Source organism: Pseudomonas sp. B7(2017) (genome assembly GCF_002112745.1).
Lineage (GTDB): Bacteria > Pseudomonadota > Gammaproteobacteria > Pseudomonadales > Pseudomonadaceae > Aquipseudomonas > Aquipseudomonas ekonensis.
This window is the reverse complement of sequence record NZ_NEIP01000001.1, coordinates 175,878-202,660: the sequence shown is the minus strand read 5'-3', so window position 1 is coordinate 202,660 and position 26,783 is coordinate 175,878. Positions and strand designations below refer to the sequence as shown.

General features: G+C 64.9%; 18 protein-coding genes and 1 pseudogene. 11 read left to right on the top strand and 8 right to left on the bottom strand.

Annotation, left to right across the window (positions count from 1 at the left end):
* Positions 1-53 precede the first annotated feature (53 nt).
* Positions 54-4,661, top strand: a complete 4,608-nt coding sequence (locus tag CAG29_RS00950; protein ID WP_085693767.1) for a DUF6543 domain-containing protein — start codon at positions 54-56, stop codon at positions 4,659-4,661.
* Positions 4,662-4,679: 18 nt separating this feature from the next.
* On the opposite strand, the gene CAG29_RS00945 is transcribed toward CAG29_RS00950, so the two are convergent.
* Positions 4,680-6,230 carry a PLP-dependent aminotransferase family protein gene (locus tag CAG29_RS00945; protein WP_085693766.1) on the bottom strand — a complete coding sequence of 517 codons (1,551 nt, stop codon included), beginning with the start codon at positions 6,228-6,230 and terminating at the stop codon, positions 4,680-4,682.
* A 92-nt stretch (positions 6,231-6,322) separates the two neighbouring features.
* Here CAG29_RS00945 and CAG29_RS00940 point away from each other — a divergent pair, with 92 nt between their 5' ends.
* The 3 genes from CAG29_RS00940 to CAG29_RS00930 are packed head-to-tail and all read left to right on the top strand — an operon-like array spanning position 6,323 to position 8,088.
* Entirely contained in the window at positions 6,323-6,946 is a 624-nt protein-coding gene (locus tag CAG29_RS00940) for an FMN-binding negative transcriptional regulator (protein WP_085579515.1), read from the top strand.
* Between the two features lie 11 nt (positions 6,947-6,957).
* Positions 6,958-7,404: a GNAT family N-acetyltransferase gene (locus CAG29_RS00935; protein ID WP_085579135.1), complete on the top strand. Its 447-nt coding sequence runs from the start codon at positions 6,958-6,960 to the stop codon at positions 7,402-7,404.
* Positions 7,405-7,416: 12 nt separating this feature from the next.
* Positions 7,417-8,088, top strand: coding sequence for a GNAT family N-acetyltransferase (locus tag CAG29_RS00930; RefSeq protein WP_085579137.1), 672 nt, complete (start codon positions 7,417-7,419; stop codon positions 8,086-8,088).
* Between the two features lie 3 nt (positions 8,089-8,091).
* Here the strand turns inward: CAG29_RS00930 and CAG29_RS00925 are convergent.
* Positions 8,092-8,396 (bottom strand): annotated as a pseudogene (locus CAG29_RS00925) (helix-turn-helix domain-containing protein).
* 385 nt (positions 8,397-8,781) lie between these two features.
* Between CAG29_RS00925 and CAG29_RS00920 the strand changes: the two are divergent.
* A complete protein-coding gene (locus CAG29_RS00920) occupies positions 8,782-10,893 on the top strand; it encodes an autotransporter domain-containing protein (protein WP_085693765.1) in 2,112 nt (703 codons plus the stop codon).
* Positions 10,894-11,015: 122 nt separating this feature from the next.
* On the opposite strand, the gene oadA is transcribed toward CAG29_RS00920, so the two are convergent.
* Entirely contained in the window at positions 11,016-12,824 is a 1,809-nt protein-coding gene (oadA, locus tag CAG29_RS00915; RefSeq protein ID WP_085693764.1) for a sodium-extruding oxaloacetate decarboxylase subunit alpha, read from the bottom strand.
* A gap of 11 nt (positions 12,825-12,835) precedes the next feature.
* The gene (locus CAG29_RS00910; RefSeq protein WP_085579143.1) at positions 12,836-14,251 is read right to left on the bottom strand and encodes an acetyl-CoA carboxylase biotin carboxylase subunit; all 1,416 of its coding nucleotides are present in this window, start codon (positions 14,249-14,251) and stop codon (positions 12,836-12,838) included.
* A gap of 191 nt (positions 14,252-14,442) precedes the next feature.
* On the opposite strand from CAG29_RS00910, the gene CAG29_RS00905 reads away from it, so the two are divergent.
* On the top strand, positions 14,443-15,405 hold the full coding sequence (locus CAG29_RS00905; RefSeq protein ID WP_085579145.1) for a LysR family transcriptional regulator: 963 nt from the start codon (positions 14,443-14,445) through the stop codon (positions 15,403-15,405).
* On the opposite strand, the gene CAG29_RS00900 is transcribed toward CAG29_RS00905, so the two are convergent.
* From CAG29_RS00900 to CAG29_RS00890, 3 genes are all read right to left on the bottom strand, one after another.
* Positions 15,347-15,559, bottom strand: coding sequence for a PA3496 family putative envelope integrity protein (locus CAG29_RS00900; protein WP_085579147.1), 213 nt, complete (start codon positions 15,557-15,559; stop codon positions 15,347-15,349). The genes CAG29_RS00905 and CAG29_RS00900 overlap by 59 nt on opposite strands.
* Before the next feature lie 129 nt (positions 15,560-15,688).
* Complete coding sequence (gene hexR, locus CAG29_RS00895) at positions 15,689-16,555, bottom strand: transcriptional regulator HexR (RefSeq protein WP_085579149.1); 867 nt, start codon at positions 16,553-16,555, stop codon at positions 15,689-15,691.
* Positions 16,556-16,706: 151 nt separating this feature from the next.
* Complete coding sequence (locus CAG29_RS00890; protein WP_085693763.1) at positions 16,707-19,580, bottom strand: GGDEF domain-containing phosphodiesterase; 2,874 nt, start codon at positions 19,578-19,580, stop codon at positions 16,707-16,709.
* Positions 19,581-19,837: 257 nt separating this feature from the next.
* On the opposite strand from CAG29_RS00890, the gene uvrD reads away from it, so the two are divergent.
* The 4 genes from uvrD (at position 19,838) to CAG29_RS00870 (ending at position 24,204) form a co-directional block, all read left to right on the top strand.
* Complete coding sequence (uvrD, locus tag CAG29_RS00885) at positions 19,838-22,021, top strand: DNA helicase II (RefSeq protein WP_085630291.1); 2,184 nt, start codon at positions 19,838-19,840, stop codon at positions 22,019-22,021.
* Between the two features lie 142 nt (positions 22,022-22,163).
* On the top strand, positions 22,164-22,604 hold the full coding sequence (locus CAG29_RS00880; RefSeq protein ID WP_085579156.1) for an EamA family transporter: 441 nt from the start codon (positions 22,164-22,166) through the stop codon (positions 22,602-22,604).
* 176 nt (positions 22,605-22,780) lie between these two features.
* On the top strand, positions 22,781-23,659 hold the full coding sequence (locus CAG29_RS00875) for a Tim44 domain-containing protein (RefSeq protein WP_085579158.1): 879 nt from the start codon (positions 22,781-22,783) through the stop codon (positions 23,657-23,659).
* Between the two features lie 137 nt (positions 23,660-23,796).
* Positions 23,797-24,204, top strand: a complete 408-nt coding sequence (locus CAG29_RS00870) for an SMI1/KNR4 family protein (RefSeq protein WP_085630293.1) — start codon at positions 23,797-23,799, stop codon at positions 24,202-24,204.
* 25 nt (positions 24,205-24,229) lie between these two features.
* Here CAG29_RS00870 and CAG29_RS00865 read toward each other — a convergent pair whose 3' ends face one another.
* Positions 24,230-25,993 (bottom strand): cation:proton antiporter, encoded by a 1,764-nt coding sequence (locus tag CAG29_RS00865; protein WP_085579162.1) that lies wholly within the window; start codon positions 25,991-25,993, stop codon positions 24,230-24,232.
* Between the two features lie 282 nt (positions 25,994-26,275).
* Between CAG29_RS00865 and CAG29_RS00860 the strand changes: the two genes are divergently transcribed.
* Positions 26,276-26,758 (top strand): acyl-CoA thioesterase, encoded by a 483-nt coding sequence (locus CAG29_RS00860; RefSeq protein WP_085579164.1) that lies wholly within the window; start codon positions 26,276-26,278, stop codon positions 26,756-26,758.
* The last annotated feature ends 25 nt before the right edge of the window (positions 26,759-26,783 follow it).

The window sequence follows — 26,783 nt, the reverse complement described above, 5'->3', positions numbered from 1 at the left end:
GATACCGTGGCAGCGAACAAGATTCCCCACAGGCCTCCCAACGGTTGCGACCCATGAGCGAAACCCCGACAGAAACGCCCGTCCCGCTGCTGCAGAACAAAAGCCACGTGATCGAACAGATCAGCCGCGGCCCGACCCTGCATGCCGCCACGACACGACAATTGCGCGACGCACTGAAGCAGCGCTTTCCCGACCTCGACATCGATCCGGACGTGGCGGTGGTGATGGCCCCGGTCTGGCACGAGCGCAACGGCGCGCTGGTCAGCGGCAGCAGCCACTTCGAATCGCTGAGCCATGCACTGGTGCGCCTGGCCCTTGACCGGAACAGCGCCAACTACATCGAAGGCGAACATTTCCTGACCCTGACGCCCTATGCCCAGGAGCCGGTCCACTTGCCCGTCGGCATGGATGCACTGACGACGCTGCTCAACGAGCAGGCGCCGCAGATCTTCACGAACTTCCAGCAATCCCAGCTGGACTACTGGAACGAGGCCGTCGGTGCGCTGCCGCGCTGGCAACGGCTGTCCGACATGCTCAGGGCCGCGCTTGACGTGGGCGCGGTCAACGATTGGGATACGGATCAATGCGCCTTGAGCCGCCTGGTCTCAAGGTTCCCCGACAAGGCCTCGCGTCCGCTGGAGGACAGCGGTCTGTCGAATGTCCGCGCCCGCCTGCCGGACCTGGACTATGCCTTCGATTTCGCCGACTCCTTCGACACCCGGCACCTGATGTCACCCGGTGCGCTGGTGCTGACCGCCAACTGCGGCGACCGCGAACTGATCGTGATGTACACCGTCTCCGACGGTTACGAAGCCTTCGATTCGATGGAGCAGCTGGGTGCCGTGCTGCCCGAACGGATCGACGTCAATCTCGGCGGCTTCAGCCTGAAGTGGCGCCTCTACGAGCCGGAAGGAAACGTCTTCGACGCCATGGCCTGGGCGCTGGTGAACTGCCAGCTCGACTCCATCGACGCGCTCGACCCGGCCAGCCGCTCGGCCGAGGCCCGGTTCGCGCCGCGCCAGACCGAGATCCGCACCCTCAGCCCCCGCGACAACCAACGCATCGCCCAACTGGCCGACGCGATGCCGCCATGGTTGTCGACCGCCTCGCTGGAGGACATCCAGACCTACAGCGCATGCCTGAACACCTTGGGCCTGCTGCACGAGGAGGCCGAGGACGCCTTCGACCCCGCAGGCCTCCCGTCGATACAGACCTACGCCCAACGGCGAATGCGCGAAGCCATCGTTGCCGAACGAAAGGGCGACACGGCTGCGACGCTGCACCTGGATGACGTGCGGATCACCGTGACCCAAAGCTTCGAGGTCGGCGGCCTCTTCCTGCCTTCGCCGTTCGAGCGCAGCGTCCAGACCCTCGGCCAGTTCGCCCTGAGCAACACGCCCCCCTACATGGCGGCCGTCGCCTACGCCGACGGGTCGGCGACGCCGGACTGGATGACGCCAGCGTTTCTGACACGCATCGCCGAAAAGGTCGATGTCGGCGAAATCTACCCGCAGTTGGTCAAGCGCACCCTGATCGACGACCCGGAGCGGGCCCGGCGCCACAGGCGGCTCTACTGCCTTCAGTTGCCGACCCTGCTGCAACTGCGGGCTTTGGAGTGCAAGCTCAAGCACGAAGGCAGCGTGGATGAACGGGGATACCGGCAGATCTGCCGGCTGGCGGCGTCCATGGCCGGCAGCACCCCGCCCGCCGACTGGCCGGTGCAGATCCGGCCCTTGGCGTTCTTGCCGCGGTTCCGGCTGGGCAGCGGAACCGACACCGTCACCGGCATGTACGTCATCGGCCCGGACCAGGGCCGCAGCGAGCCGTGCCTGCTGTACCGGCCCCTGATGAAGCGCTCGCTGCTCCAGTTCGAGTCCGCGCAGAACATGCTGTACGCCTTCCACCAGCCCGGCGAACTGCGTGACTCGGTGCTCGCCTGGCTGGCCGACGAGGAGCGCAGCTTCGAGTACGCCCAGTACGTGTTTCCCAACGGCATCCCCTCGCCGCGCACCATCGTCGACCTGGCGTTCGAGCCGTTCATCCACCTCGGCCTGTCCCCCTCGATCGAGCTGGCCGGCGCGCCGTTTGCGGGCGATATCCCCACCGCGCTGTACAACGACCACAGCCGGGCACTGGTCAGCCTCGCCGACCGCCAGTCGACCTCGAACGCCGAACGGCGCCGGACACTGCTGGTGGAGAGCGGCTGGGCGATGTTCGGTGTGGCCGCCAGCTTCCTCAGCGGCCCGGCCAGCACCGCCGTCTGGGTCTGGCAAGGCATCAGCCAGATCCAGCAGGCCCTCGAAGCCCACGAACGCGGCGATACGGTGGTGCAATGGTCGTCCACCGGCGATGTGCTGCTGACGCTGAGCATCCTGCTGACCCACCGCATGGCGTGGAGCCGGCTCCGGCTTGCAGGCCCCACGGTTAAGGGCACCGAGGCCGAACCCTTGCCGGAGCCGGCCCTGATCGAAGCACCAGGCTCACCGGTGCAGGCGAGGGTCTTCCAGAATCCGCCCCTGCCGCAAGCCGCCCTGCCTGAGGCCCACCTTGGCGACCTGGCACCGATCAACGGAGTGCGCACCGCCTCCGGAACGCGGTTCGAGCAATTCATCGACCGGCTGCAGGCGGCACCGGAGCTGTCCGCAGCATCGACCCCGGACGCAGACCGTTTGTACGGGGCGGGAGGAAAACGCTACGCCCAGGTGGGCAAACGCTGGTTCCAGGTGCGCACCGACGGCGATGGGGCCACCTGGGTGACCGACCCCGAAGATGCCGGCCGACCAGGGTTGGCCATCCGCTTCGACGCGGCGGAAAACCGCTGGGTCTGGGACCTCAGGCTGAGGTTGCGCGGCGGCCAGCCGACGAGCAAGATCGCGGCGCTGCGGCAAAAGAAAGCCGCTGAGCGGGACAAGGCCTGGGCCGCGCTGCAGGCGTTCTGGGCACAGGAACCCACCCAGCAGGCGGCCTTGCAAAAGATCCTGGTGCCTTCCGAGGACCATGACCTGACATCGGAGATGTCGCCGCAGGCCATTGCCGCCTACCTGACGCAATCCGAAAGTCTCGCCAACGGCTACACCCAGGCTTTGACCGACCTGCTTGCCTGGCGCACCGCCGGAGGCACCGGCAAGTTCTATGAAGCGCAATTGATGCGCCTCACCGCCGAACAGCACCGATTCATCAACGGCTGGATGAGGATGAAATTGCGCGAGTACGCCCAACAGGTCGTACCGCTGATCCGCCAGACGGCGGAATCGCCGCCCTTGCCCCGTGCCGAGCAGATCGAAAACATACGGCGGTCCATCGCCATCAGCGACGAAATCGTCGCACAGCTCGATCAGCTGGACAGCTCGCTGGATCGGCTGATGAAAGAGTCCGGACAGACCCGCAAGACCGCATTGGGCCTGCGCGACCTGCGCCCGACACTGTCGCGCTATGACTTTCTCGGCAATGAGATCGGCATGTCTCCCGAACTGTGCCTGATCGACGGGCCGGGCAAGGACGCCGAGGCGTTGCGCCAGAGTGTCATGACCGTGTTCGACGAAGCGGGAATCGCGGGCCACGCACTGGCCGGGCGCAGCGCCGATCCCGAAACGGCGGTCACGCCCCTGCAAGAGATGGAGGAGGCCACCGCGCTGGTCGATCGCCTGGAGGCCTGTGACCGGCGTCTGCGGGAACTGCTCGCCGACTCGCCCGGACAGTTGGAGCCGATCCGCTTCCGCCGGGTTCAGGGGCTGGTCACCGAGTTCCTCGAACTGTCGCGCAAACGCCTGCTCGAACGGCTGCCCGAACCGGAGGAGATTCCGTTGGCCGCCATGGCCAGGCTGGATCCCGGGCCGTCGACCTCGCGGCCCCTCGGCAAAGTGAACAGGCTGCAGCCACGGGTTCTTGAGGCGGTGCGGGCAGGCCCTGCGCCCAAACCGACCCCGGTCGAGAAGGTGCCCGTCTTCAAGGCTCCCGTTCGCCGCACCGTGCAGCCCCTTCCGGCGGAGGACGGTCAGATCCTCGAACGGGGCCGTTCGCTGTACGACGACAACGATCTCTTCATCAAGCACACAAGCGCGGATTCCCGGCGGCCCCGGCGCATTCCCGCGGACATGAAGGATCTGTTCGACCAACAGGCCGTCCGCCTTCAGCAGGCGGCCAAGGACGTCGATGCGGCCTACGGGCGCATGAGCGCGTCGGGCAACACGCCTTACGCCTTCAGCAGGCTGAGCCAGGATCTACGTTCGGCGGCCGCCAAATGCAATCGGGAAGGCATCCGGATCTACGGCGACATGATCAAACGACGCAAACCCCGGGAAACCTACCTTCAATGGCTGCATGAACACGGCCAGGTCAACATCGTCAAAGACCCGCGCGGCCGCATCAGGACCCGGCAACGCAAGGACTGGTTCCAGGAGTACCGCGTGCTCGACAAGACACAGCAGAACAAGCCGCTGTGGGTCGCTCACTTCCACTACGCCAACGTGACCGACGCCGAAGGCGGGTTCACCGTCGCCCACCTCAAGCCCGCCGACGAGTACCTCAAATCCCTGCCGGAAGCGGCGCGCCAGGAACTGGGCACGTTCGACGAGGTGGACAACGCCCTGCGCCGGTTGATCAAGCCCGAGGCGATCGACCTGTTTCTGAAGGTCCGCTCGCCCGCCCCGCCCGGGTCTTGAGCCCCAGGGCACACGGCGTCAATCGCGCCACGCCGTGGCCAGGCGTGCCAGCGCAGCCTCTATGGCCGGCTCGGGCACCGCCGCGAACCCCAGCACCAGGCCGGCGCACCGATCCGCCGGCGGTGACGGATCGGGCAGCCAGTAACCGCTCAGCCCGTTGACCTCGACGCCGGCGTTTCGGGCCTTTTCGACCAGTTCGAGCTCGCGCGCCATGCTGTCGACCGGCACCGTCAGGTGCAGGCCGGCCATCACGTCGGGCAACGGGCCGACGCCACGGATGCCGGCGGGCCAATGGGCCTGCAGACAGTTGAGCCGGCTCAGGGCGGCGCGGCGCATGCGCCGGATATGCCGCTGGAAGTGGCCGGCGGCCATGAACTCGGCCATGACCGCCTGGGTGCTCACCTCGGAGTGCCGCACGTCCACGGCGCGCCGCTGCGCGAACGCCTGCACCAGCCCCGCAGGCAGCACCAGATAGCCCAGGCGCAGCGCCGGGAACGCCACCTTGCCGAAAGTGCCGACGTACAGCACGCGGCCGTGACGGTCGAGCGCCGCCAACGGTGCCAGCGGCGCGCCGCGGTAGCGGTATTCGCCGTCGTAGTCGTCCTCGACGATCCAGCCTCGGGTGCGTTCGGCCCAGGCCAGCAGCTCCAGGCGCCGGGCCAGGCTCATGACCACACCGCTGGGGTACTGGTGCGAAGGCGTGACGTAGGCCAGCCGGCAATCGCCGAGCCGCTCCAGCCCGCCGCAGTCAATGCCTTCGCTGTCCACCGCCACCCCGTGCAGGTTCGCGCCGGCCAGCGCAAAAGCGTGGCCCGCCGCCCGGTAACCCGGATTCTCGATGGCCACACCGTCGCCCGGCTCCACCAGCAACTGTGCACAAAGGCTGATTCCCTGTTGCGCGCCACTGGTGATCACAATTTGTTCAGCGGTGCACTGCATGCCACGCGAACTGCGCAGGTAAGCCGCGATCATCCCGCGCAGCCGCGCATCGCCGGCCGGGTCGCCGTAGCACAGCTGATGCAGGTCGGGCTTGCGCCAGAACCCCGCGTTCAGCTTGGCCCAGACCTCGAACGGGAACAGGTCGAACGCCGGAATGCCGACGCGGAACGCCTTGGGCGGCCCGCTGGGCGGCATCGGCAAATGGTTCTCCGTGACCCGTGCCAAGGCAGCGCTGTGGATAACTTTGCTGGATAAATACCCAGGAAAATCTTCGCATTTTGTGGATAAGGTTGTGGGTAAGCTTGTTGAAAACCCTGTGGATACTTTTGTGGAAAACTTTTCCGCCGAGAGCGACGCCTGCGGCAAATGCGCCACGTACGTTCCATCGCCGACCCGCCCTTCGATGAACCCTTCGGCATACAACTGATCGTAGGCCCGCACCACGCTGTTGCGGGAGATTCCCAGCGCGGCGGCCAGGTCCCGGCTCGCAGGCAGGCGCATGCCGCTGGCCAGGCGCCCGTCCAGCACCCGCAGGCGCAACGCCTGGTACAGCTGACGGCTCAGGCCCTGGCGTCGGTCCAGTTCGATGCCCGCCGGGTTGAAGGACAAGGACAACGGCTCGGTGGCCATGGCAATGGCTCCATGAAATTGGTCGTGAGTGGCTCTTACAACAGACCAATAGCCTGCCTAGGATGCAGGCAACCGCCAAGGAAATTTTCTTCATGTACACGCCACGCGCCTTCGCCGTCGACGACCTCTCCCAGCTGCACGAACTGATCCTCGCCACCCGCCTCGCCATCCTCGTCACCCACGGGGCGCAAGGTCTGCAGGCCAGCCACGTACCGGTGCTGCTGCATCGTGAACAAGGCGAACACGGCACGCTGTACGGTCATCTGGCCAAGGCCAATCCGCAATGGAAAGACTTGCGCGACGGCGCCGAAGCGATGGTGATCTTCGCCGGCCCCGACGCCTACGTCAGCCCCGGGTTCTACCCGAGCAAGGCCGAGCACGGCAAAGTCGTGCCGACCTGGAACTACATCGCCGTGCACGCTTACGGCCACGCCGAGACCTTTAGCGACGGCGGACGTCTGCTCGACATCGTCAGCACCCTCACCGACCGCCATGAAGCGAACCGCCCCACACCGTGGAAAGTCGAGGACGCCCCCGCCGACTACATCGACGGCATGCTCAAGGCCATCGTCGGCTTCGCGATCCCCATCGACCGCCTCGAAGGCAAACGCAAGCTCAGCCAGAACCGCAGCGCCGAAGACATCGCCGGCGTGCGCGAAGGGCTGGCCGCCAGTCCCGACTTCACCGACCGCACCCTCGCCCACTTGATGCGCTAAGGACCCTCACCATGAGTCAAATCGACATCCGCCCGGTCACCGCCGACGACCACTCAGCCTGGCTGCCGCTGTGGCAGGCCTACCTGCGCTTCTACCAAACGGAGTTGCCGGACGCCGTGACACAGAGCACCTGGCAGCGTTTCCTCGACCCCGCCGAACCGACCCATGCGGCCCTCGCCTGGGCAGACGGCAAAGCCGTCGGCATGGTGCATTTCATCTACCACCGTTCGAACTGGAGCATCGAGAACTCCTGCTACCTGCAGGATCTGCTGGTGGCGCCCGAAACCCGCGGCACCGGCGTCGGGCGTCTGCTGATCGAACACGTCTACGCCACGGCCAAGGCCGACGGCTGCTGCAAGGTGCACTGGCTGACCCACGAAACCAACGCCACGGCGATCCGCCTCTATGAGCGCATCGCCGAGCGTCCGGGCTTCATCCAGTTTCGCAAAGCCATTTGAGGATCAACCTTCATGACCACCCCGCTCGCTGACTGGAAAGGCGTTCCGCCCCCCTCGACCACACTGATCGAAGGGCGCTTCATCCGCCTGGAAAAACTCGACCCGGCCCGCCATGGCGATGACCTGTTCAACGCCCTGCAAGGCCCCGGCGCCGATCCGAAACTGTGGGACTACCTGCCTTACGGCCCTTTCCCGCAACGCAGCGCGTTCAACGACTGGCTGAACCATCACGCCGCCGCCAGCGACCCGTATTTCTTCAGCGTGATCGACCGCGCCAGCGGCCAGGTCCAGGGCATCCTCAGCCTGATGTCCATCGTGCCGGCCCAGGGCCGCATCGAAATCGGCCACGTCACCTTCGGCGCCCCGATGCAGCGCTCGCCGAAAAGCACCGAAGCGGTGTACCTGTTGGCCAAGGAATCCTTCGCCCTGGGCTACCGCCGCCTGGAGTGGAAGTGCAACAACGCCAACGCCCGCTCCAAATACGCCGCCGAACGCCTGGGCTTCACCTTCGAAGGCGTGTTCCGCCAGCACATGGTGGTCAAGGGCCAGAACCGCGACACGGCGTGGTATTCGATCCTGGACTCGGAATGGCCGGCGGTGGCGGCAGGGTTCGAGCGTTGGCTGAGCGACGAAAACCAGACGGCGTCGGGGCAGGTGAAGGGCCTGGCCGAGTGCCGCGCATAAGGCTTACCCTGCATCGGGTGTGCTGCGGGGCCAGCGGTCATCGCTGCGGATCCTCAGCACGCCCATCTTCAGCCCGAACGGGCGGAACACAGCATTCAGCGACTTGAGCGTCTGATTGCCTTCCCCGTGCTCGATATGCACCAGCGTGCGCACCGATATCCTGCACATCTTCGCGAACTGGGTCTGGTGCAATCCGGTCACTTCCACGCGCAAACGGCGAACGGCTTCGCCGATCTCCAAGGTTCCTTGGGCCAGCGCTGCTGAATGCTTTCGATGAGCACTGTGCTCTCGACGACAGTCATGCTCATTTCAGATCCCACATATTCAAATACTGCCCCAGTTTTGTAGGTGAACTGTAATGCGTTCGTTGGGCGCCAAGCGCCCCCAGATCTGCAACAAAATGCAGATGTGGCTGTTTCTCGTCGTAAAAAACGCAAAACAATGCAGATGCATTCAGGGCATCACCATCGCACTCGGTAGATGGGCTTCTGACATTTCGCCAATCGAAGTTTCAGCACCGACCGTAGGCAATAGCGTCATGTCGCTGGGTGAAATGACGAACGTCGGCCGATCATCCTCCTCCCGGCTACGAAACCGGATTCCATCCCCTGCACGACACGCAGAATCGCCCGGCATCGGCGCACCGGCATCGACTTTTAGAGTTTGGCCTCCTTTCCAGCGAGGCAGAACCCGATGCTCAACCGACCTACGTTTCGCCCACACTGCGTGGCCTTGGCAGTCGCCGTCGCCCTCGGCCATGCCGGTTACGCGGCGGCTCAGGACCTTCCCGCCGCACTCATGCCGCTCGATGAGCACAAGGCGCGGATCGACAGCTATCTCAAGGATCCGGACACGCAAGCGACTTCGGTCATCCGGCCGGAATCCGGCTCCGACGGCATCGCGCGAAAACTGGGCGAGGCCAACGATCTGGTCAATGTCAGCCGCAAAGGCCGGTTCGACGGCATCGTCGACGGCGGCGAAGGCGTCAACGCCATGACGCTCGACACGGCCAACGTCGGCGAACTCGGGGAAAGCCGCAACTTCGATCATGTGCGAATCAAGCGCGGCCAATGGACATTGACCGGAACGGGCGACTTCCCCGGCGGCGCCTTCGTCGCGGACAACGCCACGCTGAACAACCGGGGAAGCATTTTTGGCCAGGTCTCGGTGGATCGGCGAGCGACCTTGCGCGGCAACGGCGAAGCCGGCCATCTGCTGGTTGCCGGCAAGCTGGAGGTCAACGCGCTTCACGGGGCGCCTCGGGTGCGGGGCGATCTCGAGTTGCAAAAGACGGCCGTATTGGCCTATGGAATCGACGCCGCCAACGTCGGCGAAACAATCAATGTCGGCGGCACCGCCCGCCTCGGCGACGCGACCCTGAACATCATCGCGGCGCCGGGCGACTATGCGCAGACGAGCCAACATACGATCATCCAGGCCAGCCTGGTCGAGGGCCAGTTCGGTCAGGTCACCAGCGATCTGGCCTTCATGACCCCAACCGTGAACTACACCGGTCAGACGGTCGGCCTGACCTATGCCCGCAACGATGTTCCGCTCGATGACGCAGCCGCCAGTGAAAACGGGCGCGAACTCGCCAAAAGCATCGAGGAGCCAGCACTCGATCCGGGCATGCCGCAAAACACTGTCCCTCAAGACCCGGTCGCCGAACAGCCTGCCGGGACCGACGGGCCACCGACGCCCCCCGAGGCGCCTGGTCCATCGGCGCCGGCCAGCCCGGGCATTGTCACCGCAGGAGCGACGGCCCCAGGCAACACCGCCGTCAAAGCCTTGCTGACCACGAACCGGATCACCGCATCCCATGCCCTCGAACAACTGTCCGCCGGCGGCAACGCCAACCTGGCGGGAGCGACGCTGGGCAGTGTCGCACCGGTCGGCGCCAGTCTGCTGTCCGCCATGCGCCAGACGGGCGATGGCCCCTCGGTGGAGCGCAACCCGCCGCTCCTGGCCAACGGCGGCGAAACCGGCAGCCGTGTCTGGCTGCAGGCTCTCAGCGACGGCGGCACGCTGGATCGCAGCGAAAGCGCCAGTACGCTGCGGCATGCGACCCAAGGTTTGCTGCTGGGGGTGGACTGGGCAGTGGATGAGCATTGGCGTCTGGGAGTGCTCGGAGGGCAGTCGCGAACCCGACTGGACGGGCGGCAATACGAGGGCCGGCTCGACAGTTGGCACCTGGGGGCCTACGCCTTGCGCCAGAGCGGGCCGATGGCCATTCGGTTAGGCGCTGCCTACGGCAACCATGCCGGCGCCAGTAACCGCAGCGTCACCTACAACGGATTCAGCGACCGACCCAAGGGCAAATATGAGGCGCACACCGGTCAGGCCTTTGCCGAGCTCGGCTACAACCTCGGCCAAGGCCGGTTGAGCGCCGAACCCTTTGCCAGCCTCGGCATTCAACGCTATCGGCGCGACAGCCATGCCGAAAAGGGTGGCGATGCCTCGCTGCAGGTCCATGGCCAGACGCAACAGAACGTCAGCAGCACCCTTGGGCTGCGCCTTGCCTACGTCAAGGCACTGGAGGACGGCCTGCAACTGACGCCGCGGTTCAGCGCCGGGTGGAAACACACCTACGGCGACGTCCAAAGCCACACCCGCCAGAAACTGGCGGCCGGCAGCAGGGACTTCACCGTGAAAGGCACAGCGTTGGACCGCAACAACCTGACGCTGGACGCGGGGCTGGACCTGGCCGTTTCGCCAAGACATTCGTTGGGCGTGGGCTACAGCGGCGATATCGGTCACCGCAGCCGCCGGCACGGCGTGTCAGGCCAATGGCGCATGGCCTTCTGACGGCGCCGGCCCGATCTGTTCTGCGGGAACGGCGGAGTGTGCCGTTCCCGCCGGAAACAGCGGACAAAAAAAGGGGGGCACATGCCCCCCCGAGGTATAAAGCGTTGCATCGGCGCTGTCGGTCAGCCCTCGATCTCGATCAGGATCTCGCCCGGATTCACCCGGTCACCCTTGGCGACATGAATGGCGGTGACCTTGCCGGCGATGGCCGCCTGGACTTCGGTCTCCATCTTCATGGCTTCGGTGATCAGCACAGCCTGGCCGGCCTTGACGGTATCGCCCTCTTTCACCAGCACATCGACGATGTTGCCCGGCATGGTGGTGCTGACGTGGCCCGGCGCCGAAGCCTGCTTGCGCTTGCTGCTGCCGCCGCCGACGAACTCGTTGAGCGGTTCGAACACCACCTCTTCCGGCATGCCGTCGATGGACAGGTAGAAGTGGCGCTTGCCTTCGGCCTTCACGCCGACACCGGTGATATCCACCCGGTAGGTTTCGCCGTGGACGTCGATGACAAACTCGGTCGGCACGCCTTCACCGCCCGCCGAAGCCACCTTGCCCGCTTCCGGGATCGGTAGCAGCACTTCAGGCGTCAGGGTGCCGGCGGCACGCTCTTCGAGGAACTTGCGGCCGATGTCCGGGAACATGGCGAAGGTCAGCACGTCCTCTTCGGACTGGGCCAGGGTGCCGATGTCGGCCCGCAGCTTGGTCATTTCAGGCTTGAGCAGGTCCGCCGGACGCACGTCGATCACCTCCTCGCTGCCGATGGCCTGGCGGCGCAGCTGCTCGTTCACCGTGCCCGGGGCCTTGCCGTAACCGCCTTGCAGGTAGAGCTTCACTTCGTTGGTGATGGTCTTGTAGCGCTCACCGGCCAGCACGTTGAAGAACGCCTGGGTGCCGACGATCTGCGACGTCGGGGTCACCAGCGGCGGGTAGCCCAGGTCTTCGCGCACCCGCGGGATTTCCGCCAGCACTTCGTTCATGCGGTTCAGGGCGCCCTGCTCTTTCAGCTGGTTGGCCAGGTTGGAAATCATGCCGCCCGGCACCTGGTTGACCTGCACACGGGTGTCGACCGCCGTGAACTCGCTTTCGAACTGGTGGTACTTCTTGCGCACGGCGTAGAAGTACAGGCCGATCTCTTGCAGCAGCTCCAGGTTCAGGCCGGTGTCGAACTCGCTGCCCTTGAGGGCGGCGACCATCGATTCGGTGCCCGGGTGGCTGGTGCCCCAGGCGAAGCTGGAGATGGCGGTGTCGATGTGGTCGGCACCGTTTTCGACGGCCTTGAGCTGGCACATCGCGGCCAGGCCGGCGGTGTCGTGGGAATGGATGAACACCGGCAGCGACTGCTCGGCCTTCAAGGCCTTGACCAGTTCGCCGGTGGCGAACGGGGTCAGCAGGCCGGCCATGTCCTTGATCGCCACCGAGTCGCAACCCATGGCTTCCATCTGCTTGGCCTGGTTCACGAAAGCCTCGATGGTGTGCACCGGGCTGGTGGTGTAGGCGATGGTGCCCTGGGCGTGCTTGCCGGCGGCCTTCACCGCTTCGATGGCCACCCGCAGGTTACGCACGTCGTTCATCGCGTCGAAGATGCGGAACACGTCGATGCCGTTGACTGCGGCCTTGGCGACGAACGCCTTGACCACGTCGTCGCTGTAATGGCGGTAGCCCAGCAGGTTCTGGCCGCGCAGGAGCATCTGCAGGCGGGTGTTCGGCAGCGCGGCGCGCAGTTGGCGCAGGCGCTCCCACGGGTCTTCCTTGAGAAAGCGCACGCAGGCGTCGAACGTCGCGCCGCCCCAGACTTCCAGCGACCAGTAGCCGACCTTGTCGAGCTTGTCGCAGATCGGCAGCATGTCTTCGGTGCGCATGCGGGTCGCGAGCAGCGATTGGTGGGCGTCGCGCAGGATGGTGTCGGTTACATGAATCTTCTTGCTCATTGTTCTTTTCCTCACAGGCCTGCGTGGGCGGCGATGGCGGCGGCGATGGCCAGGGCCAGCTCTTCGGGTTTGCGCTTGATCGAGTAGTTGGTCAGTTCCGGATGGCTTTCGACGAAGCTGGTGTTGAACTGGCCGCTGCGGAATTCCGGGTTGCGCAGGATTTCCTGATAGTACGCCGCAGTGGTCTTGACCCCTTGCAGGCGCATGTCGTCGAGGGCGCGCAGGCCGCGGTCCATGGCCTCTTCCCAGGTCAGCGCCCAGACCACCAGCTTCAGGCACATCGAGTCGTAGAACGGCGGAATGGTGTAGCCGGTGTAGATCGCCGTGTCGGTGCGCACACCCGGGCCGCCGGGGGCGTAGTAGCGGGTGATCTTGCCGAAGCTCGGCAGGAAATTGTTTTTCGGGTCTTCGGCGTTGATCCGGAACTGCAGCGCGAAACCGCGGTGCTGGATGTCTTCCTGTTTCACCGACAGCGGCAGGCCGGAGGCGATGCGGATCTGTTCGCGGACGATATCGATCCCGGTGATTTCCTCGGTGATGGTGTGTTCCACCTGCACCCGGGTGTTCATCTCCATGAAGTACACCTCGCCGTCGGCGAGCAGGAACTCCACGGTGCCGGCGTTCTCGTAGCCCACAGCCTTGGCGGCGCGCACCGACAGGTCGCCGATGTAGGCGCGCTGCTCCGGGGTCAGCTGGGGGCTTGGGGCGATCTCGATCAGCTTCTGGTTGCGGCGCTGGATCGAGCAGTCACGCTCGAACAGGTGCACCACGTTGCCGAAGCTGTCACCGAGGATCTGCGCCTCGATGTGCTTCGGGTTGACGATGCACTTTTCCAGGAACACTTCCGCCGAGCCGAACGCCTTGGTGGCCTCGGAGATCACGCGGGGGAAGTTCTGTTCAAGCTCTTCGCGGCTGTTGCAGCGGCGGATGCCCCGGCCGCCACCGCCGGAGGTGGCCTTGAGCATCACCGGGTAACCGATGCGGTCGCCTTCGCTCAGGGCCTCTTCGAGCCCCGACACGTTGCCTTCGGTGCCCGGCGTGACCGGCACGCCGGCCTTGATCATGCTGCGGCGCGCTTCGGTCTTGTCGCCCATGCGGCGGATCACTTCCGCCGACGGGCCGATGAATTTGATCCCGCGTTCGGCGCAGATCTCCGCCAGTTCGGCGTTTTCCGACAGGAAACCGTAACCGGGGTGCAGCGCATCGCAGCCGGTCTCCACCGCCAGGTTCACCAGCTTGCGCGGGTTGAGGTAACCGGCCAGCGGCTCGGCACCGATGCTGTGGGCCTCGTCCGCACGCTTCACATGCAAGGCATGCCGGTCGGCGTCGGAGAAAATCGCTACCGAGCGGATGCCCATCTCGGCGCAGGCACGCACGATTCGTACGGCGATCTCACCACGGTTGGCGATCAGGATCTTTGTTATCACTTGGAGGTTCCCTTGAGCCGGTGGTAACCACGACCTGCTAGACCCAGGTCGACGCGTGACCAAATGTTTCAATCTGGTCGCCGCTTCACACTAGCGCCGGCAAAGGATTAACAAAAATGAATAAAAATTGGGACATACATAAGTAAAGACTTATAGTCATTGCACCCAGTCGTCGCCAGAGCCGGTAGAAAATGCGTAAGTCCTTGATGCGTATGACATTGCGTCAATTGCAGATCTTCAACGAAGTGTGTGACTTGCGCTCCTACAGCCGCGCCGCCGACGAAATGTCCCTCACGCAACCGGCCGTCAGCCTACAGATCCGTCAGCTCGAAGAGCTGATCGGCCAGCCGCTGTTCGACTATGTAGGCAAGAAACTCTACATGACCGAGGCCGCCGAAGCGCTGCAACGGGCCAGCCGGGACATCTTCGGCCGCCTGGAAAACCTCGACATGCAGCTTTCGGACATGCAGGGATCGTTGCAGGGCCAGCTGAAACTGGCGGTAGAGTCCAGCGCCAAGTACTTCGTGCCGCACCTGTTCGCCGCCTTCAAGCGCCAGCACCCGGAAGTGAACCTGCAACTGACGGTGGTCAACAGGGGCCAGGTCATCCGCCGCCTTTCCGACAACCGCGACGACCTGGTGATCATGTCCATGGTGCCCCAGGACATGGGCCTGGAATTCCTGCCGTTCCTCAACAACCCGATCGTGGCGGTGGCGCCGCCGGACCATCCGCTGTCGCACATGGGGCCGCTGCGCCTGCAGGATCTTGAACCTTATACCCTGCTGATCCGCGAGCCCGGCTCCGGCACGCGGCTGGCCTGCGAGGAATACTTCAAGGAGAAGCGCGTGCACTTCACCCAGACCCAGGAAGTGGCCTCGGCCGAAGCCCAGCGCGAATGCGTGTTGGCCGGCCTGGGCCTGGCGCTGCTGACGCGCCACGCCCTGAACCTGGAACTGGCGACCGGCGGCCTGGTGGAGTTGCCGGTCGAAGAACTGCCGCTGCTGCGCAGTTGGTGCCTGGTGCAGGCCAAGGCCAAGCGCCTGTCACCGGTGGCTCACGCCTTCCTGGCGTTCATCCGCAGCGAACGTGCGCAGATCAGCGCGCTGGTTGAGCGCTTCGCCGGGAAGCCGACGGTGCCGCCTGCCAGTAGTTGAACTCGAAATCCGAGGGCACGTCGCTGATTTCGGCCTGAAGCTGGCGCAACTCGAAGCGGTCTTCGATGGCGCGGCGAAACTCCATGCGGCGCTGGTCTTCCTGTTGACGGCGGGTTTTCGCAGCGCTGTTGCGTTCTTCGTAGGGCTGAGCCATTTCGAGTCTCCCAAGGCGAGTACGGGAGTTTCACGATAGGCCCGGGGGATGACGGTTTGGCGGCGCGGAGGTTACAGGCGGATGAATGTGGCGAGGGCGCCGGCTCCCTCGCCCCAGGATCCTGCAGCGTCAGTCGTCCAGGGGTTTCACGGCCTTGGGCGACAGCCGCAGGCTGCGCAGGCTGCGCTTGACGCTCTTGAGGTGGTTGACCAGGCTCGGGCCGCGGGCCATTGCCACGCCCATCGCCAGCACGTCGATCACCACCAAGTGGGCGATGCGCGAAGTCAGCGGCGTGTAGATCTCGGTGTCTTCATGCACGTCGATCGCCAGGTTGACGGTGGACAGCTCGGCCAACGGCGTCTGGCTCGGGCACAGGGTAATCAGCGAAGCGCCGCTTTCACGCACGAGGTTGGCGGTGATCAGCAGATCCTTGGAGCGGCCGGACTGGGAAATGCAGATCGCCACGTCGGTCGGCTTCAGCGTCACGGCGGACATCGCCTGCATGTGAGGGTCGGAGTACGCCGCCGCCGTCAGCAGCAGCCGGAAGAACTTGTGCTGCGCATCCGCCGCCACCGCGCCGGATGCGCCGAAGCCATAGAACTCGACGCGTTGGGCCTGGGACATCAGGGTCACCGCCCGCTGCAGCTCCTGAGGGTCGAGCTTCTCGCGCACCTCCATCAGCGTGTGCAGGGTGGTGTCGAAGATCTTCAGGCTGTAGTCGGCGACCGAATCGTCTTCATGGATGGCGAATTGACCGAAGCTGGCGCCCGCCGCCAGGCTCTGCGCCAGCTTGAGCTTGAGGTCCTGGAAACCGGAACAGCCGATGGCCCGGCAGAAGCGCACGATGGTCGGTTCGCTGATGCCGACGCTGTGGGCCAGGTCGGCCATGGAACTGTGCATCACCGCCGCCGGGTCAAGCAGCACGTGGTCGGCGACCTTGAGCTCCGACTTGCGTAACAGGTGACGTGACTGGGCGATATGTTGCAGCAGATTCAAGGGCTGGACTCTTGTTGTGGTCAGGCGCTTGCCATGGGCAGTCGCAAGGCATGTAGCAAGCTTGTAGTTATACTACATGAATTGGCTTTTTGCCTGCTCAATGCATCACTCGATATCCCCGTATCAGGCGGCATCCGCCGCATGTAGCCCTTCAGCGCAGGTTTTCCTGCCCGCGCAGCAGGTCGGCCAGGGCGTCGGCCTCCACCGGACGACTGATCAGATAGCCCTGCACTTCGTCGCACCCCTCGGCCTTCAGGAAGGCCAGTTGCTCGGGCCGCTCGACGCCTTCGGCCACCACCTTCAGCGTCAGTCCGTGGGCCATGGCGATGATCGCCCGGGTGATCGCCGCGTCCTCGCTGCCCTCGCCCAGGCCACGGATGAACGCCTGGTCGATCTTCACGTAATCCACCGGGATCCGCTTGAGGTAGCTGAGGGAGGAATAGCCGGTGCCGAAGTCATCGATGGCCAGCTTCACCCCCAGGTCGCGCAGCTGCTGGAACGTGGCGATGATGTGCTCGACGCTGTCGAGCAACTGGCTTTCGGTCAGTTCCAGCTCCAGGTAGTGCGGGGCCAGGCCGGTTTCCTCCAGCACTTGGCGCACCAGGCTGGCCAGCTTGCCCTGGCGCAGCTGATGCACCGACAGGTTCACCGACACCCGGATCGGCTCCAGCCCCTGGCGCTGCCACTCGCAGGCTTGCTGGCAGGCGTGGCGCAGGACGAATTCGCCGATGGGGCCGATCAGCCCGGTCTCCTCGGCGAGCCCGATGAAGTCCCCCGGCGGCACCCGGCCCAGGGTCGGATGATCCCAGCGCACCAGTGCTTCGGCGGCGTTCAGGCGGCCGGTGGCCAGGCACAGCTTCGGTTGGTAGAACACGTGCAGTTGCTTGTCTTCGATCGCCTTGCGCAACTGGTTTTCCAGCTGCAGGCGCTCAAGGGTGCTGGCTTGCAGGTTGTCGGTGTAGAACTGGAAGTTGTTGCCGCCCAGGTGCTTGGCGTGCTGCATGGCCATGTTCGATTGGCTGACCAGCGCGGCGATCTCCCGGGCGCTGTCCGGCAGCAGGCTGATGCCCATGGAGGCGCTGACCACCAGTTCGTGCCCTTCCACGGTCAGCGGCAAGCGCAGCTTGGCCAGCAGGCGCGTGGCGACCCGCGCCAGGCTCGACAGGTTGCCGTAGGCATCGAACAGCACCGCGAACTCGTCGCCGGACAACCGCGCGATGGTGTCCGCCTCCGGCAGCGCGCTGACCAGCCGCCGGGCCATCCGTTGCAGCAACTGGTCGGCGACCTCATGGCCCAGGCTGTCGTTGAGCAGCTTGAACCGGTCCAGGTTGATGTGCAGCAGCGCCAGGCTGCGGCGCCCGCCCTGACGCACACGCTGATGGGCCTCGTGCAGGCGCTCGCGGAACAGCGAGCGGTTGGCCAGGCCGGTGAGTTCGTCGTAGTGGGTCAGGAAGCGCATGCGCTCCTCGGATTCGCGCCGGGCCGACAGATCGGCGAAGAAGCCCACGATATGACTGACGTTTCCCCGATCATCGCGCACAGCGTTCAGTTGCAGCCACTGCGGGTACAGCTCGCCGTTCTTGCGGGTTTCCACCAGTTCGCCCTGCCAGGTGCCGTGCTGCTCCAGCGCATGGCGGATGGCGACGTAGTGCCGGCGTGCATCGCGGCTGCACGGCAGTTCGACGACGTTGCGCCCGAGCATGTCTTCGATGTCGTAACCGGTGACCCGGCTGAACGCCTGGTTGATGGCGATCAGCGAGTAGTTCGGATCGAGGATCACGATGCCCTCGCTGGCCGCCTCGAACACCGTCGCCGCCAGTTGCCGTTGCGCTTCCTGGCTTTTGCTGACGCTGATGTCGCGCCGGGTGCCGACCATGCGGGTGACCTGCCCGCTGTCGCTGCGTTCCACGGCGCGGCCGCGGTCTTCGATCCAGACCCAGTGACCGTCGCCGTGGCGCACGCGGTACTCGATCTGATAGTCCTCGGTGCGGCCCTTGAGGTGCTCGATCAGCGCCCGCTTGAGCGGCGGCACGTCTTCGGGGTGCAGGCGCGGACGCAGATGCCTGAGCAGCCCGGTGACGTACTCAGGGTCGATGCCGAACAGTTCCTGGATTTGCGTGTGATGGACTTCGTCGGTCTGCAGGTTCCAGTCCCACAGGCCCAGCTCGCTGGCCTTGAGCGCCAGCGCCAGGCGCGCCTCGCTTTTGCTCAGGGCCTGGTTGGCGGCGTCCAGCTCACGGCTGCGCTGGGCGACCCGGTCTTCCAGCTCGACCTGGGCCTCGCGCAAACGTCCCTCGGCGCAGCGGCGCTGCTCGATTTCCTTCGCCAGCTCCTGGTTGAGCTGCTCGCTGCGCGCCTGCGCCCGCTGCAGGTGTTCGATCAGGTGCTGGTTCTGGAAACGCCGCAGCAGGCCGCGGTCGATCAGCCGGTTGATCTGCCAGGCCACCACGCTCAGCGAACCGAGCAGGATCAGCCCCAGCCAGCCCCAGCCGCGGGCCTGCTCGTCGCCGCCCCAGAACAGGTAACCGATGGCCGGCAGCAGGCAAGGCAAGGTAAAGGACAGGAACGCCGGAATGCTCACGGCGTAGGCGACGCTGGCCGACAGGGTCGCGGCGCCGATCAGGCCGAACACCCACGCCTGCTGCATGAAGTTGTCCGCCGGCACCAGGGCGATGCCCGCGCCGGCCAGAGTCAGTCCGGTCATGGTCGAGCCGAGCAGGAACATCCGGCGCCAGACGGGCTGGGCTTGTCGGTCGGGGATCGCCGAATCGAAGGCGGCGACCTGAATCACCCGCAAGGCGACCAGCGACAGCAGCCATACCAGCCAGACGCTGACCACGAAGTAGCGCTGCGGGCTCCAGAGCAGGCCGGCGCAGACCAGACCGTTGATCAGCATGAACAGCGTGGGCAACAGTGAGCCCTGATACAGCAGGCGCGTGCGCTCGACCGCCATCTGCATGGCGTAGTGCTTGCGGATAGCCCGGGGCTCCACGAGGGGGCCCGACAGGTCGGGGCTGAGGGTCATAGGCAACGTTCTTGTTCTTATAAGGTGAGCATGGGCCCGAAACGTGGACGGAGCATACACAAGCCGATTCACTTGCCAAACTGCTCCAGATCATAATTTCGCCGAAACTTCGCCCCGCCGGCTGCCCCGCGAAAGCCCCGGAACCAAGCGGGCCAACGCATGCGGCCGGTGACTGGCCGGTCGTCATCGGCAGCGCTTTCATCGGTTCATGCAACGCTTGGTTTGCCCGGGCCTGCGGCGCACCCTAGAATGCCCCGATGCGCGATGATCTCTCCCTTCTGCTGAACTCCCTCAACGATGCCCAACGCCAGGCCGTAGCGGCCCCCGTTGGCCGTCAATTGGTCCTGGCCGGTGCCGGCTCCGGCAAAACCCGAGTGCTGGTGCACCGTATCGCCTGGTTGATCCAGGTCGAAAACGCCTCGCCCCACTCCATCCTGTCGGTGACCTTCACCAACAAGGCCGCCGCCGAGATGCGCCACCGCATCGAACAGCTGCTGGGCATCAACCCGGCCGGCATGTGGGTCGGCACCTTCCACGGCCTGGCGCACCGCCTGCTGCGGGCGCACTGGCAGGAGGCCGGGCTGAGCCAGACCTTCCAGATCCTCGACAGCGACGACCAGCAGCGGCTGGTCAAGCGGGTGATCCGCGAGCTGGGGCTGGACGAGCAACGCTGGCCGGCCCGCCAGGCCCAATGGTTCATCAACGGGCAGAAAGACGAAGGCCTGCGCCCGCAGCACATCCAGGCCGGCGGCGACCTGTTCCTGGCCACCATGCGCGGCATCTATGAAGCCTACGAGGCCGCGTGCCTGCGCGCCGGGGTCATCGACTTCTCGGAACTGCTGCTGCGCGCCCTGGATCTGTGGCGCGACCATCCGGGCCTGCTGGCCCATTACCAGAAACGTTTCCGGCACATCCTGGTGGACGAGTTCCAGGACACCAACGCCGTGCAGTACGCCTGGTTGCGCCTGTTGGCCAAGGGCGGCGACAGCCTGATGGTGGTGGGCGACGACGACCAGTCGATCTACGGCTGGCGCGGGGCGAAGATCGAGAACATCCATCAGTATTCCGCCGACTTCCCGGACGCCGAAACCATCCGCCTGGAGCAGAACTACCGCTCCACCGCCGGCATCCTCAAGGCTGCCAACGCCCTGATCGCCAACAACACCGGGCGTCTGGGCAAAGAGCTGTGGACCGACGGCGGCGATGGCGAAGCGATCAGCCTGTACGCCGCGTTCAACGAACACGACGAAGCGCGCTACGTGGTCGAAACCATCGAAAGCGCCCTGAAGACCGGCCTGTCCCGCAGCGACATCGCGATTCTCTACCGCTCCAACGCCCAATCCCGCGTGCTGGAAGAGGCCCTGCTGCGCGAACGCATCCCGTACCGCATCTATGGCGGCCAGCGCTTCTTCGAACGGGCCGAAATCAAGAACGCCATGGCCTACCTGCGCCTGCTGGAAGGCCGCGGCAACGACGCGGCGCTGGAACGGGTGATCAACGTTCCGGCCCGGGGCATCGGCGAGAAGACCGTCGAGGCGATCCGCGAGCACGCGCGCCACAGCGATGTGTCGATGTGGGAAGCGATGCGCCAGCTGGTCGCCAACAAAGGCCTGACCGGCCGCGCGGCAAGCGCCCTGGGCGCGTTCATCGAACTGATCGAGAACCTCGCCGCCAAGTGCATCGACATGCCGCTACACCTGATGACCCAGACCGTCATCGAGCAGTCCGGCCTGATCGCCTACCACGAGGCGGAAAAAGGCGAGAAAGGCCAGGCCCGGGTGGAAAACCTTGAGGAACTGGTCAGCGCCGCGCGCAACTTCGAGAACACCGACGAGGACGAGGACCTGACGCCGCTGGCGGCGTTCCTCGGCCACGCGTCGCTGGAGGCCGGCGACACCCAGGCCGACGAGCACGAAGACAGCATTCAGCTGATGACCCTGCACAGCGCCAAGGGCCTGGAATTCCCTTACGTGTTCCTGGTGGGCATGGAAGAAGGCCTGTTCCCGCACAAAATGAGCCTGGAGGAACCGGGACGTCTCGAAGAGGAACGGCGTCTGGCCTATGTCGGCATCACCCGCGCCATGCAGAACCTGGTGATGACCTATGCCGAGACCCGACGCCTGTACGGCAGCGAGACCTACAACAAGGTGTCGCGTTTCGTGCGGGAAGTGCCCAAGGGCCTGATCCAGGAAGTGCGCCTGTCGAACAGCGTCAGCCGTCCGTTCGGCGGCAACCAGTCGATGAGCGGCAGCAATCTGTTCAGCGGCAGCGCGATCCCGGAGACCGGCCTGAGCCTCGGCCAGGCCGTGCGCCATTCGATCTTCGGCGACGGCGTGATCCTCAACTTCGAAGGCGCCGGCGCCCAGGCGCGGGTGCAGGTCAACTTCAGCGAAGGCAGCAAGTGGCTGATGCTGGGCTACGCGAAGCTGGAAGCGATCTGAAACTGAATCCGCCTTTGTGTGGGAGCGAGCCTGCTCGCGATGGCTTCAATGCGGTTCGTCAGTCGAACCGCGGCGTTTCAATCGCGAGCCGGCTCGCTCCCGCACCGGCGTGTGTGAACCTTGATCCGACAGGGAGCGATTCATGGGCTCAGGCTTCTTCTCCTCGTGGACCTTCTGGGCCCTGCTCTCGGCCTTGTTCGCCGCGCTGACCGCGATTTTCGCCAAGGTCGGCATCGAGAACGTCAATTCCGACTTCGCCACCCTGCTGCGCACCTTCGTGGTGCTGGTCAGCCTGGCCTTGATTTTGTACGCGACGGGCCAATATCAGTCGTTGGGATCGATCTCCGCCAAGAGCTACCTGTTCCTGCTGCTGTCCGGGTTGGGCACCGGCGCGTCGTGGCTGTGCTACTTCCGCGCCCTGAAGGTCGGCCCGGCCTCGCTGGTCGCCCCGGTGGACAAGCTCAGCGTGGTGCTGGTGGCGGTGCTCGGCGCGCTCCTGCTCGGCGAGAAGCTCGACCTGCGCCAATGGGGCGGGATCGGCCTGATCACCGCGGGCGTCGTCTTGTTGGCCTTGCGCCGCTGAATAGAAACCCGCTGAACCTTCCTATTTTTCCTACAGACAAATGTACATGGGCCTATTGCCTCGACCGAGCTGAACCTAGCCTGTCAGGCAAAAGCCCGAAACACTCTGCCGCTAGCCAGTGACACTTCAGCTGTGCAACATGGCGCGCGTGCTCTCCACAAACGGGAATACCCTTTATGAAACGTTTCCTCAGCATCGCCATGGCGTTGTGCATCGGCCTGACGATGAGCCTCGATGTCAACGCAGCCAAGCGCTTCGGTGGTGGCAAAAGCTCCGGCGCCGCGCCGACGCACCAGACCAGCCAGATGGCTCCTTCTTCCCCGGGCATGGGCGGCGCTGCGGCGACCGCCGGTGCTGCCGGTGCCGCAGGCGCGGCCGCCAAGGCCGGCGGTGCCTCGCGCTGGCTCGGCCCGCTGGCCGGCATCGCCGCCGGCGGCCTGCTCGCCTCCATGTTCATGGGCGACGGCTTCCAGGGCATGCAGTTCTTCGACATCCTGATCATGGCCCTCATCGCGTTCGTGATCTTCCGCTTCATCGCCGCCCGTCGCCGCAAGCAGCAGGACCAGTTCGCGCCGGCCGGCCATGCGCCGATGCAGCGTGAAGCGTTCGAGCAGAAGCCGGCCGCCATGGGCTCGATCTTCGGCGGGTCGGCAGCCCCTGCCGCCCGTCCGGTGATCAACGCACCGGCCTGGTTCAACGAACAGCGTTTCCTCGAAGCCGCCCGCAGCCACTTCCAGGCCCTGCAGCAGCATTGGGACGCCAACGAAATGGACAAGATCGCCGAGTTCGTGACCCCGCAGATGCTCGAGTTCCTCAAGCGCGAGCGCGCGGACCTGGGCGACGGCTTCCAGTCCACCTACATCGACAACCTCCAGGTGCAACTGGACGGCGTGGATGACCGTGCAGACAAGACCATCGCCACCCTGACCTTCAGCGGCGTGTCGAAGACCTCGCGTTTCGACCAGGGCGAAGTGTTCAGCGAAAGCTGGAACATGGAACGTCCGCAGGGCGAAAACCAGCCATGGCTGGTGGCCGGCATCCGCCAGAACGGCTGATCCCAGGCGCGTCAGGCCTGCAGTACCGAAAACCCCGGCCATGGCCGGGGTTTTCTATTTCGCGGTTGCATCCATAGCGAGCTACTGTATAAACCGCCCCATGCAAACCGCGCCATACAAGCAAGAGGATCCCGGACGTGGAAGAAATCATCGAACAACTGCGCGAAGCCAACGAGCCCGTGCCGGTTCCCCTGGAACTGCCTGACGAAGACCAACTGGTTGAGATCGAAGAACAGCTCTTCATCAACATCCCGTTCGTCTTCAAGGAGTTCCTGCTGACCGTCAGCGACGTGGTGTACGGCAGCCTGGAGCCGGTGACCGTCACCGACCCGCAGTCCCACACCTACCTGCCGGAAGTGGCCGCAAACGCCTGGGACACCGGCGTGCCGCGCGACCTGATCCCGATCTGTCAGGACGGCGATGATTACTACTGCGTCGAAGAGGACGGCACCGTGGTGCTGTGGTCGGGCGAAGAGGAACTGGTCACCGAAGAGTCCTGGGAGTCGGTCTGGCACTGGGCACGGGACGTCTGGCTGGAAAGCTGATCCGCCCCGTCGCCCAGGGCGGCCTTCAGTGCCCCGACGGCTCCTTGTGGTTGTCGAGGGTCTCCAGCAAGGCCACCTGCATCCGCGTGTGCACCCGGATGAACCAGCGCCACAGCAGCGCCGCCACGGCGGCCGCCACCACGGCGACCAGCACCAGCAACTTGTTGGTCGGCAAGATACTGGCCGACAAGGCTGCCAACAGCAGGAAAATCACCAGCAGCGAAAGAAGCGGAATCACTTCGGCGATCACCCGCCGCACCCGCTGCGTATGGCGTCCGGCCATTTCCGGCTTGACGCCCATCTCCGCCAACAGCATCGACAGCGCCTTGAGCTTGCGGTAAGCCGCGATCAGGAACGGCAACGACAGCAGCAGCGCCGCCCCCCAGATCAATGCCTTCTGCCAGCCCGGATCGGCGATCCAGTCCTGCAGCCAGACCGAAATGCGCCCGGCGAAAAAGGCGCCGGCCAGGAAAATCGCGATCACCAGCGCCAGATTCACCCCGACCTGCAGCAGGATCCGCCGGATCATCGACGCCAGCAAAGCCCCTTCGCCACGGGGCTGGATGCTGCGCAGCCATTCGCCGTAGAGGCCGAACACCCGCCCCAGGCGCTGCGGCATGGCGGCGGACAGCTTGATCGACAGCGGATCGGCGGCGCGGATCAGGTACGGCGTCAGCAACGTGGTGATGACCGAGACCGCCACGGCCACCGGATAGAGGAAATGGCTGGTGACCTGCAGCGTCATGCCCAGCGCCGCGATGATGAAGGAAAACTCGCCGATCTGCGAAAGCCCCATCCCGACCCGCAGCGAGGTGCGTCCGTCGTTGCCGGCGATAAAGGCACCGAGGCCGCAGGACAGCATCTTGCCCAACACCACCGCCACGGTGATGACCGCGATCGGCCAGGCGTACTGCAGCAGGATCATCGGGTCGAGCATCAGGCCGATGGCGACAAAGAAAATGGCGCTGAACAGGTCGCGGACCGGCTCGATCAGACGCTCGATCTTCAGCAGCTGCCGCGACTCGGCCATGATCGCGCCGATCAGGAAGGCCCCCAGCACCATGCTGTATTCCAGCTTGACCACCAGCAGGCAGAAGCCGAAGCACAGGCCCAGCACGGTGATCAGCAGCATCTCGTTGCTTTCGAATTTCGCCACGTAGGCCAGGAGGCGCGGCACCAGCAGGATGCCGATGACCAAGGCGACGATCATGAACAGCGACAGCTTGCCGACCGTGGAGAACACTTCGCCGGAACTCACCGTGCCGCTGACGGCGATGCTCGACAGCAAGGCGATGATGCCGATGCCCAGGATGTCCTCCACGATCAGCACACCGAAGATCAGTTGGGCGAAACGCTCGTTCTTCATCTTCAGGTCATTGAGTGCCTTGACGATGATGGTGGTCGAGGAAATGGCCAGGATCGCGCCGAGGAACAGCGAATCCATGGTGTTCCAGTCGAACCAGCGGCCGATTTCGTAGCCGATCCAGATCATCAGCACGATTTCGAGGAAGGCCGCGATGAACGCCGTGGCGCCGACCTTGAACAGCTTGCGCAGGCTGAACTCCAGGCCCAGGCAGAACATCAGGAAGATCACCCCCAGTTCGGCGAGGGTCTTGATGGTGTCTTCGTCGTGGATCAGGCCGAACGGCGGCGTGTGCGGGCCGATGATGAACCCGGCGACGATGTAGCCGAGCACCACCGGCTGCTTGAAGCGGTGGAACAGCACGGTCACCACGCCCGCGACCAACATGATCACTGCCAGGTCCTGAATGAAACTGATGGCATGCATGGCGTGGGCTCCTTGAATGGCAAGGCTCGCCGCTGGCCTGGGAAACAGGCTGGGCAAGCTGAATGAAAATCCGCTTTTGGTGTGGGAATCGCCCTTGGGAAGTGGCTTTGGCAGGGTAACACCGCGACTTCCGGCCGGAAGGCGGTGCAATATATGGAAACAGATCGATCGGGCGTGACGGCGGCCAGTTGCCCGGCGTCCCGATAACGGTGGTTTGAAAAACGACCAGGCGCCCGCAGAGGCGCTTCTTCCAGCAATCCTGCCTTGACCCGTGAGAACGTTATGGAACCCGGAAACGCCCAGCTGTCGATGACGGTACTGATGACACCCGACATGGCCAACTTCTCTGGCAATGTCCATGGCGGCACCCTGCTCAAATACCTCGACGAAGTGGCCTACGCCTGCGCCAGCCGTTACGCCGGCCGGTACGTGGTGACCTTGTCGGTGGACCAGGTGATTTTCCGCGAGCCGATCCACGTCGGCGAACTGGTGACCTTCCTGGCGTCGGTCAACTACACCGGCAACACCTCGATGGAAGTCGGCATCAAAGTCGTGACCGAGAACATCCGCGAGCGCTCGGTGCGCCACACCAACAGTTGCTTCTTCACCATGGTCGCGGTGGATGACCAGCGCAAGCCTGCGCCGGTGCCGCCGCTGCAGCCGCAGAACAGCGAGGAGAAGCGCCGTTTCATGCAGGCCCAGCAGCGCCGGCAGATTCGTCAGGAGCTGGAGAAGCGCTATCAGGAGATCAAGGGCGACGCGTGAGCCCTTCGGCCTGGAGCCGCTTCAT

Bases quoted from the DNA above. Each gene is read 5' to 3' on its own strand.
- oadA (WP_085693764.1), bottom strand. From the start codon at position 12,824: ATGAGCAAGAAGATTCATGTAACCGACACCATCCTGCGCGACGCCCAC.
- uvrD (WP_085630291.1), top strand. From the start codon at position 19,838: ATGCGCGATGATCTCTCCCTTCTGCTGAACTCCCTCAACGATGCCCAA.
- CAG29_RS00880 (WP_085579156.1), top strand. From the start codon at position 22,164: ATGGGCTCAGGCTTCTTCTCCTCGTGGACCTTCTGGGCCCTGCTCTCG.
- CAG29_RS00875 (WP_085579158.1), top strand. From the start codon at position 22,781: ATGAAACGTTTCCTCAGCATCGCCATGGCGTTGTGCATCGGCCTGACG.
- CAG29_RS00920 (WP_085693765.1), top strand. From the start codon at position 8,782: ATGCTCAACCGACCTACGTTTCGCCCACACTGCGTGGCCTTGGCAGTC.
- CAG29_RS00860 (WP_085579164.1), top strand. From the start codon at position 26,276: ATGGAACCCGGAAACGCCCAGCTGTCGATGACGGTACTGATGACACCC.
- CAG29_RS00940 (WP_085579515.1), top strand. From the start codon at position 6,323: ATGTACACGCCACGCGCCTTCGCCGTCGACGACCTCTCCCAGCTGCAC.
- CAG29_RS00930 (WP_085579137.1), top strand. From the start codon at position 7,417: ATGACCACCCCGCTCGCTGACTGGAAAGGCGTTCCGCCCCCCTCGACC.
- CAG29_RS00865 (WP_085579162.1), bottom strand. From the start codon at position 25,993: ATGCATGCCATCAGTTTCATTCAGGACCTGGCAGTGATCATGTTGGTC.
- CAG29_RS00950 (WP_085693767.1), top strand. From the start codon at position 54: ATGAGCGAAACCCCGACAGAAACGCCCGTCCCGCTGCTGCAGAACAAA.
- CAG29_RS00935 (WP_085579135.1), top strand. From the start codon at position 6,958: ATGAGTCAAATCGACATCCGCCCGGTCACCGCCGACGACCACTCAGCC.
- CAG29_RS00890 (WP_085693763.1), bottom strand. From the start codon at position 19,580: ATGACCCTCAGCCCCGACCTGTCGGGCCCCCTCGTGGAGCCCCGGGCT.
- CAG29_RS00945 (WP_085693766.1), bottom strand. From the start codon at position 6,230: ATGGCCACCGAGCCGTTGTCCTTGTCCTTCAACCCGGCGGGCATCGAA.
- CAG29_RS00900 (WP_085579147.1), bottom strand. From the start codon at position 15,559: ATGGCTCAGCCCTACGAAGAACGCAACAGCGCTGCGAAAACCCGCCGT.
- CAG29_RS00905 (WP_085579145.1), top strand. From the start codon at position 14,443: ATGCGTAAGTCCTTGATGCGTATGACATTGCGTCAATTGCAGATCTTC.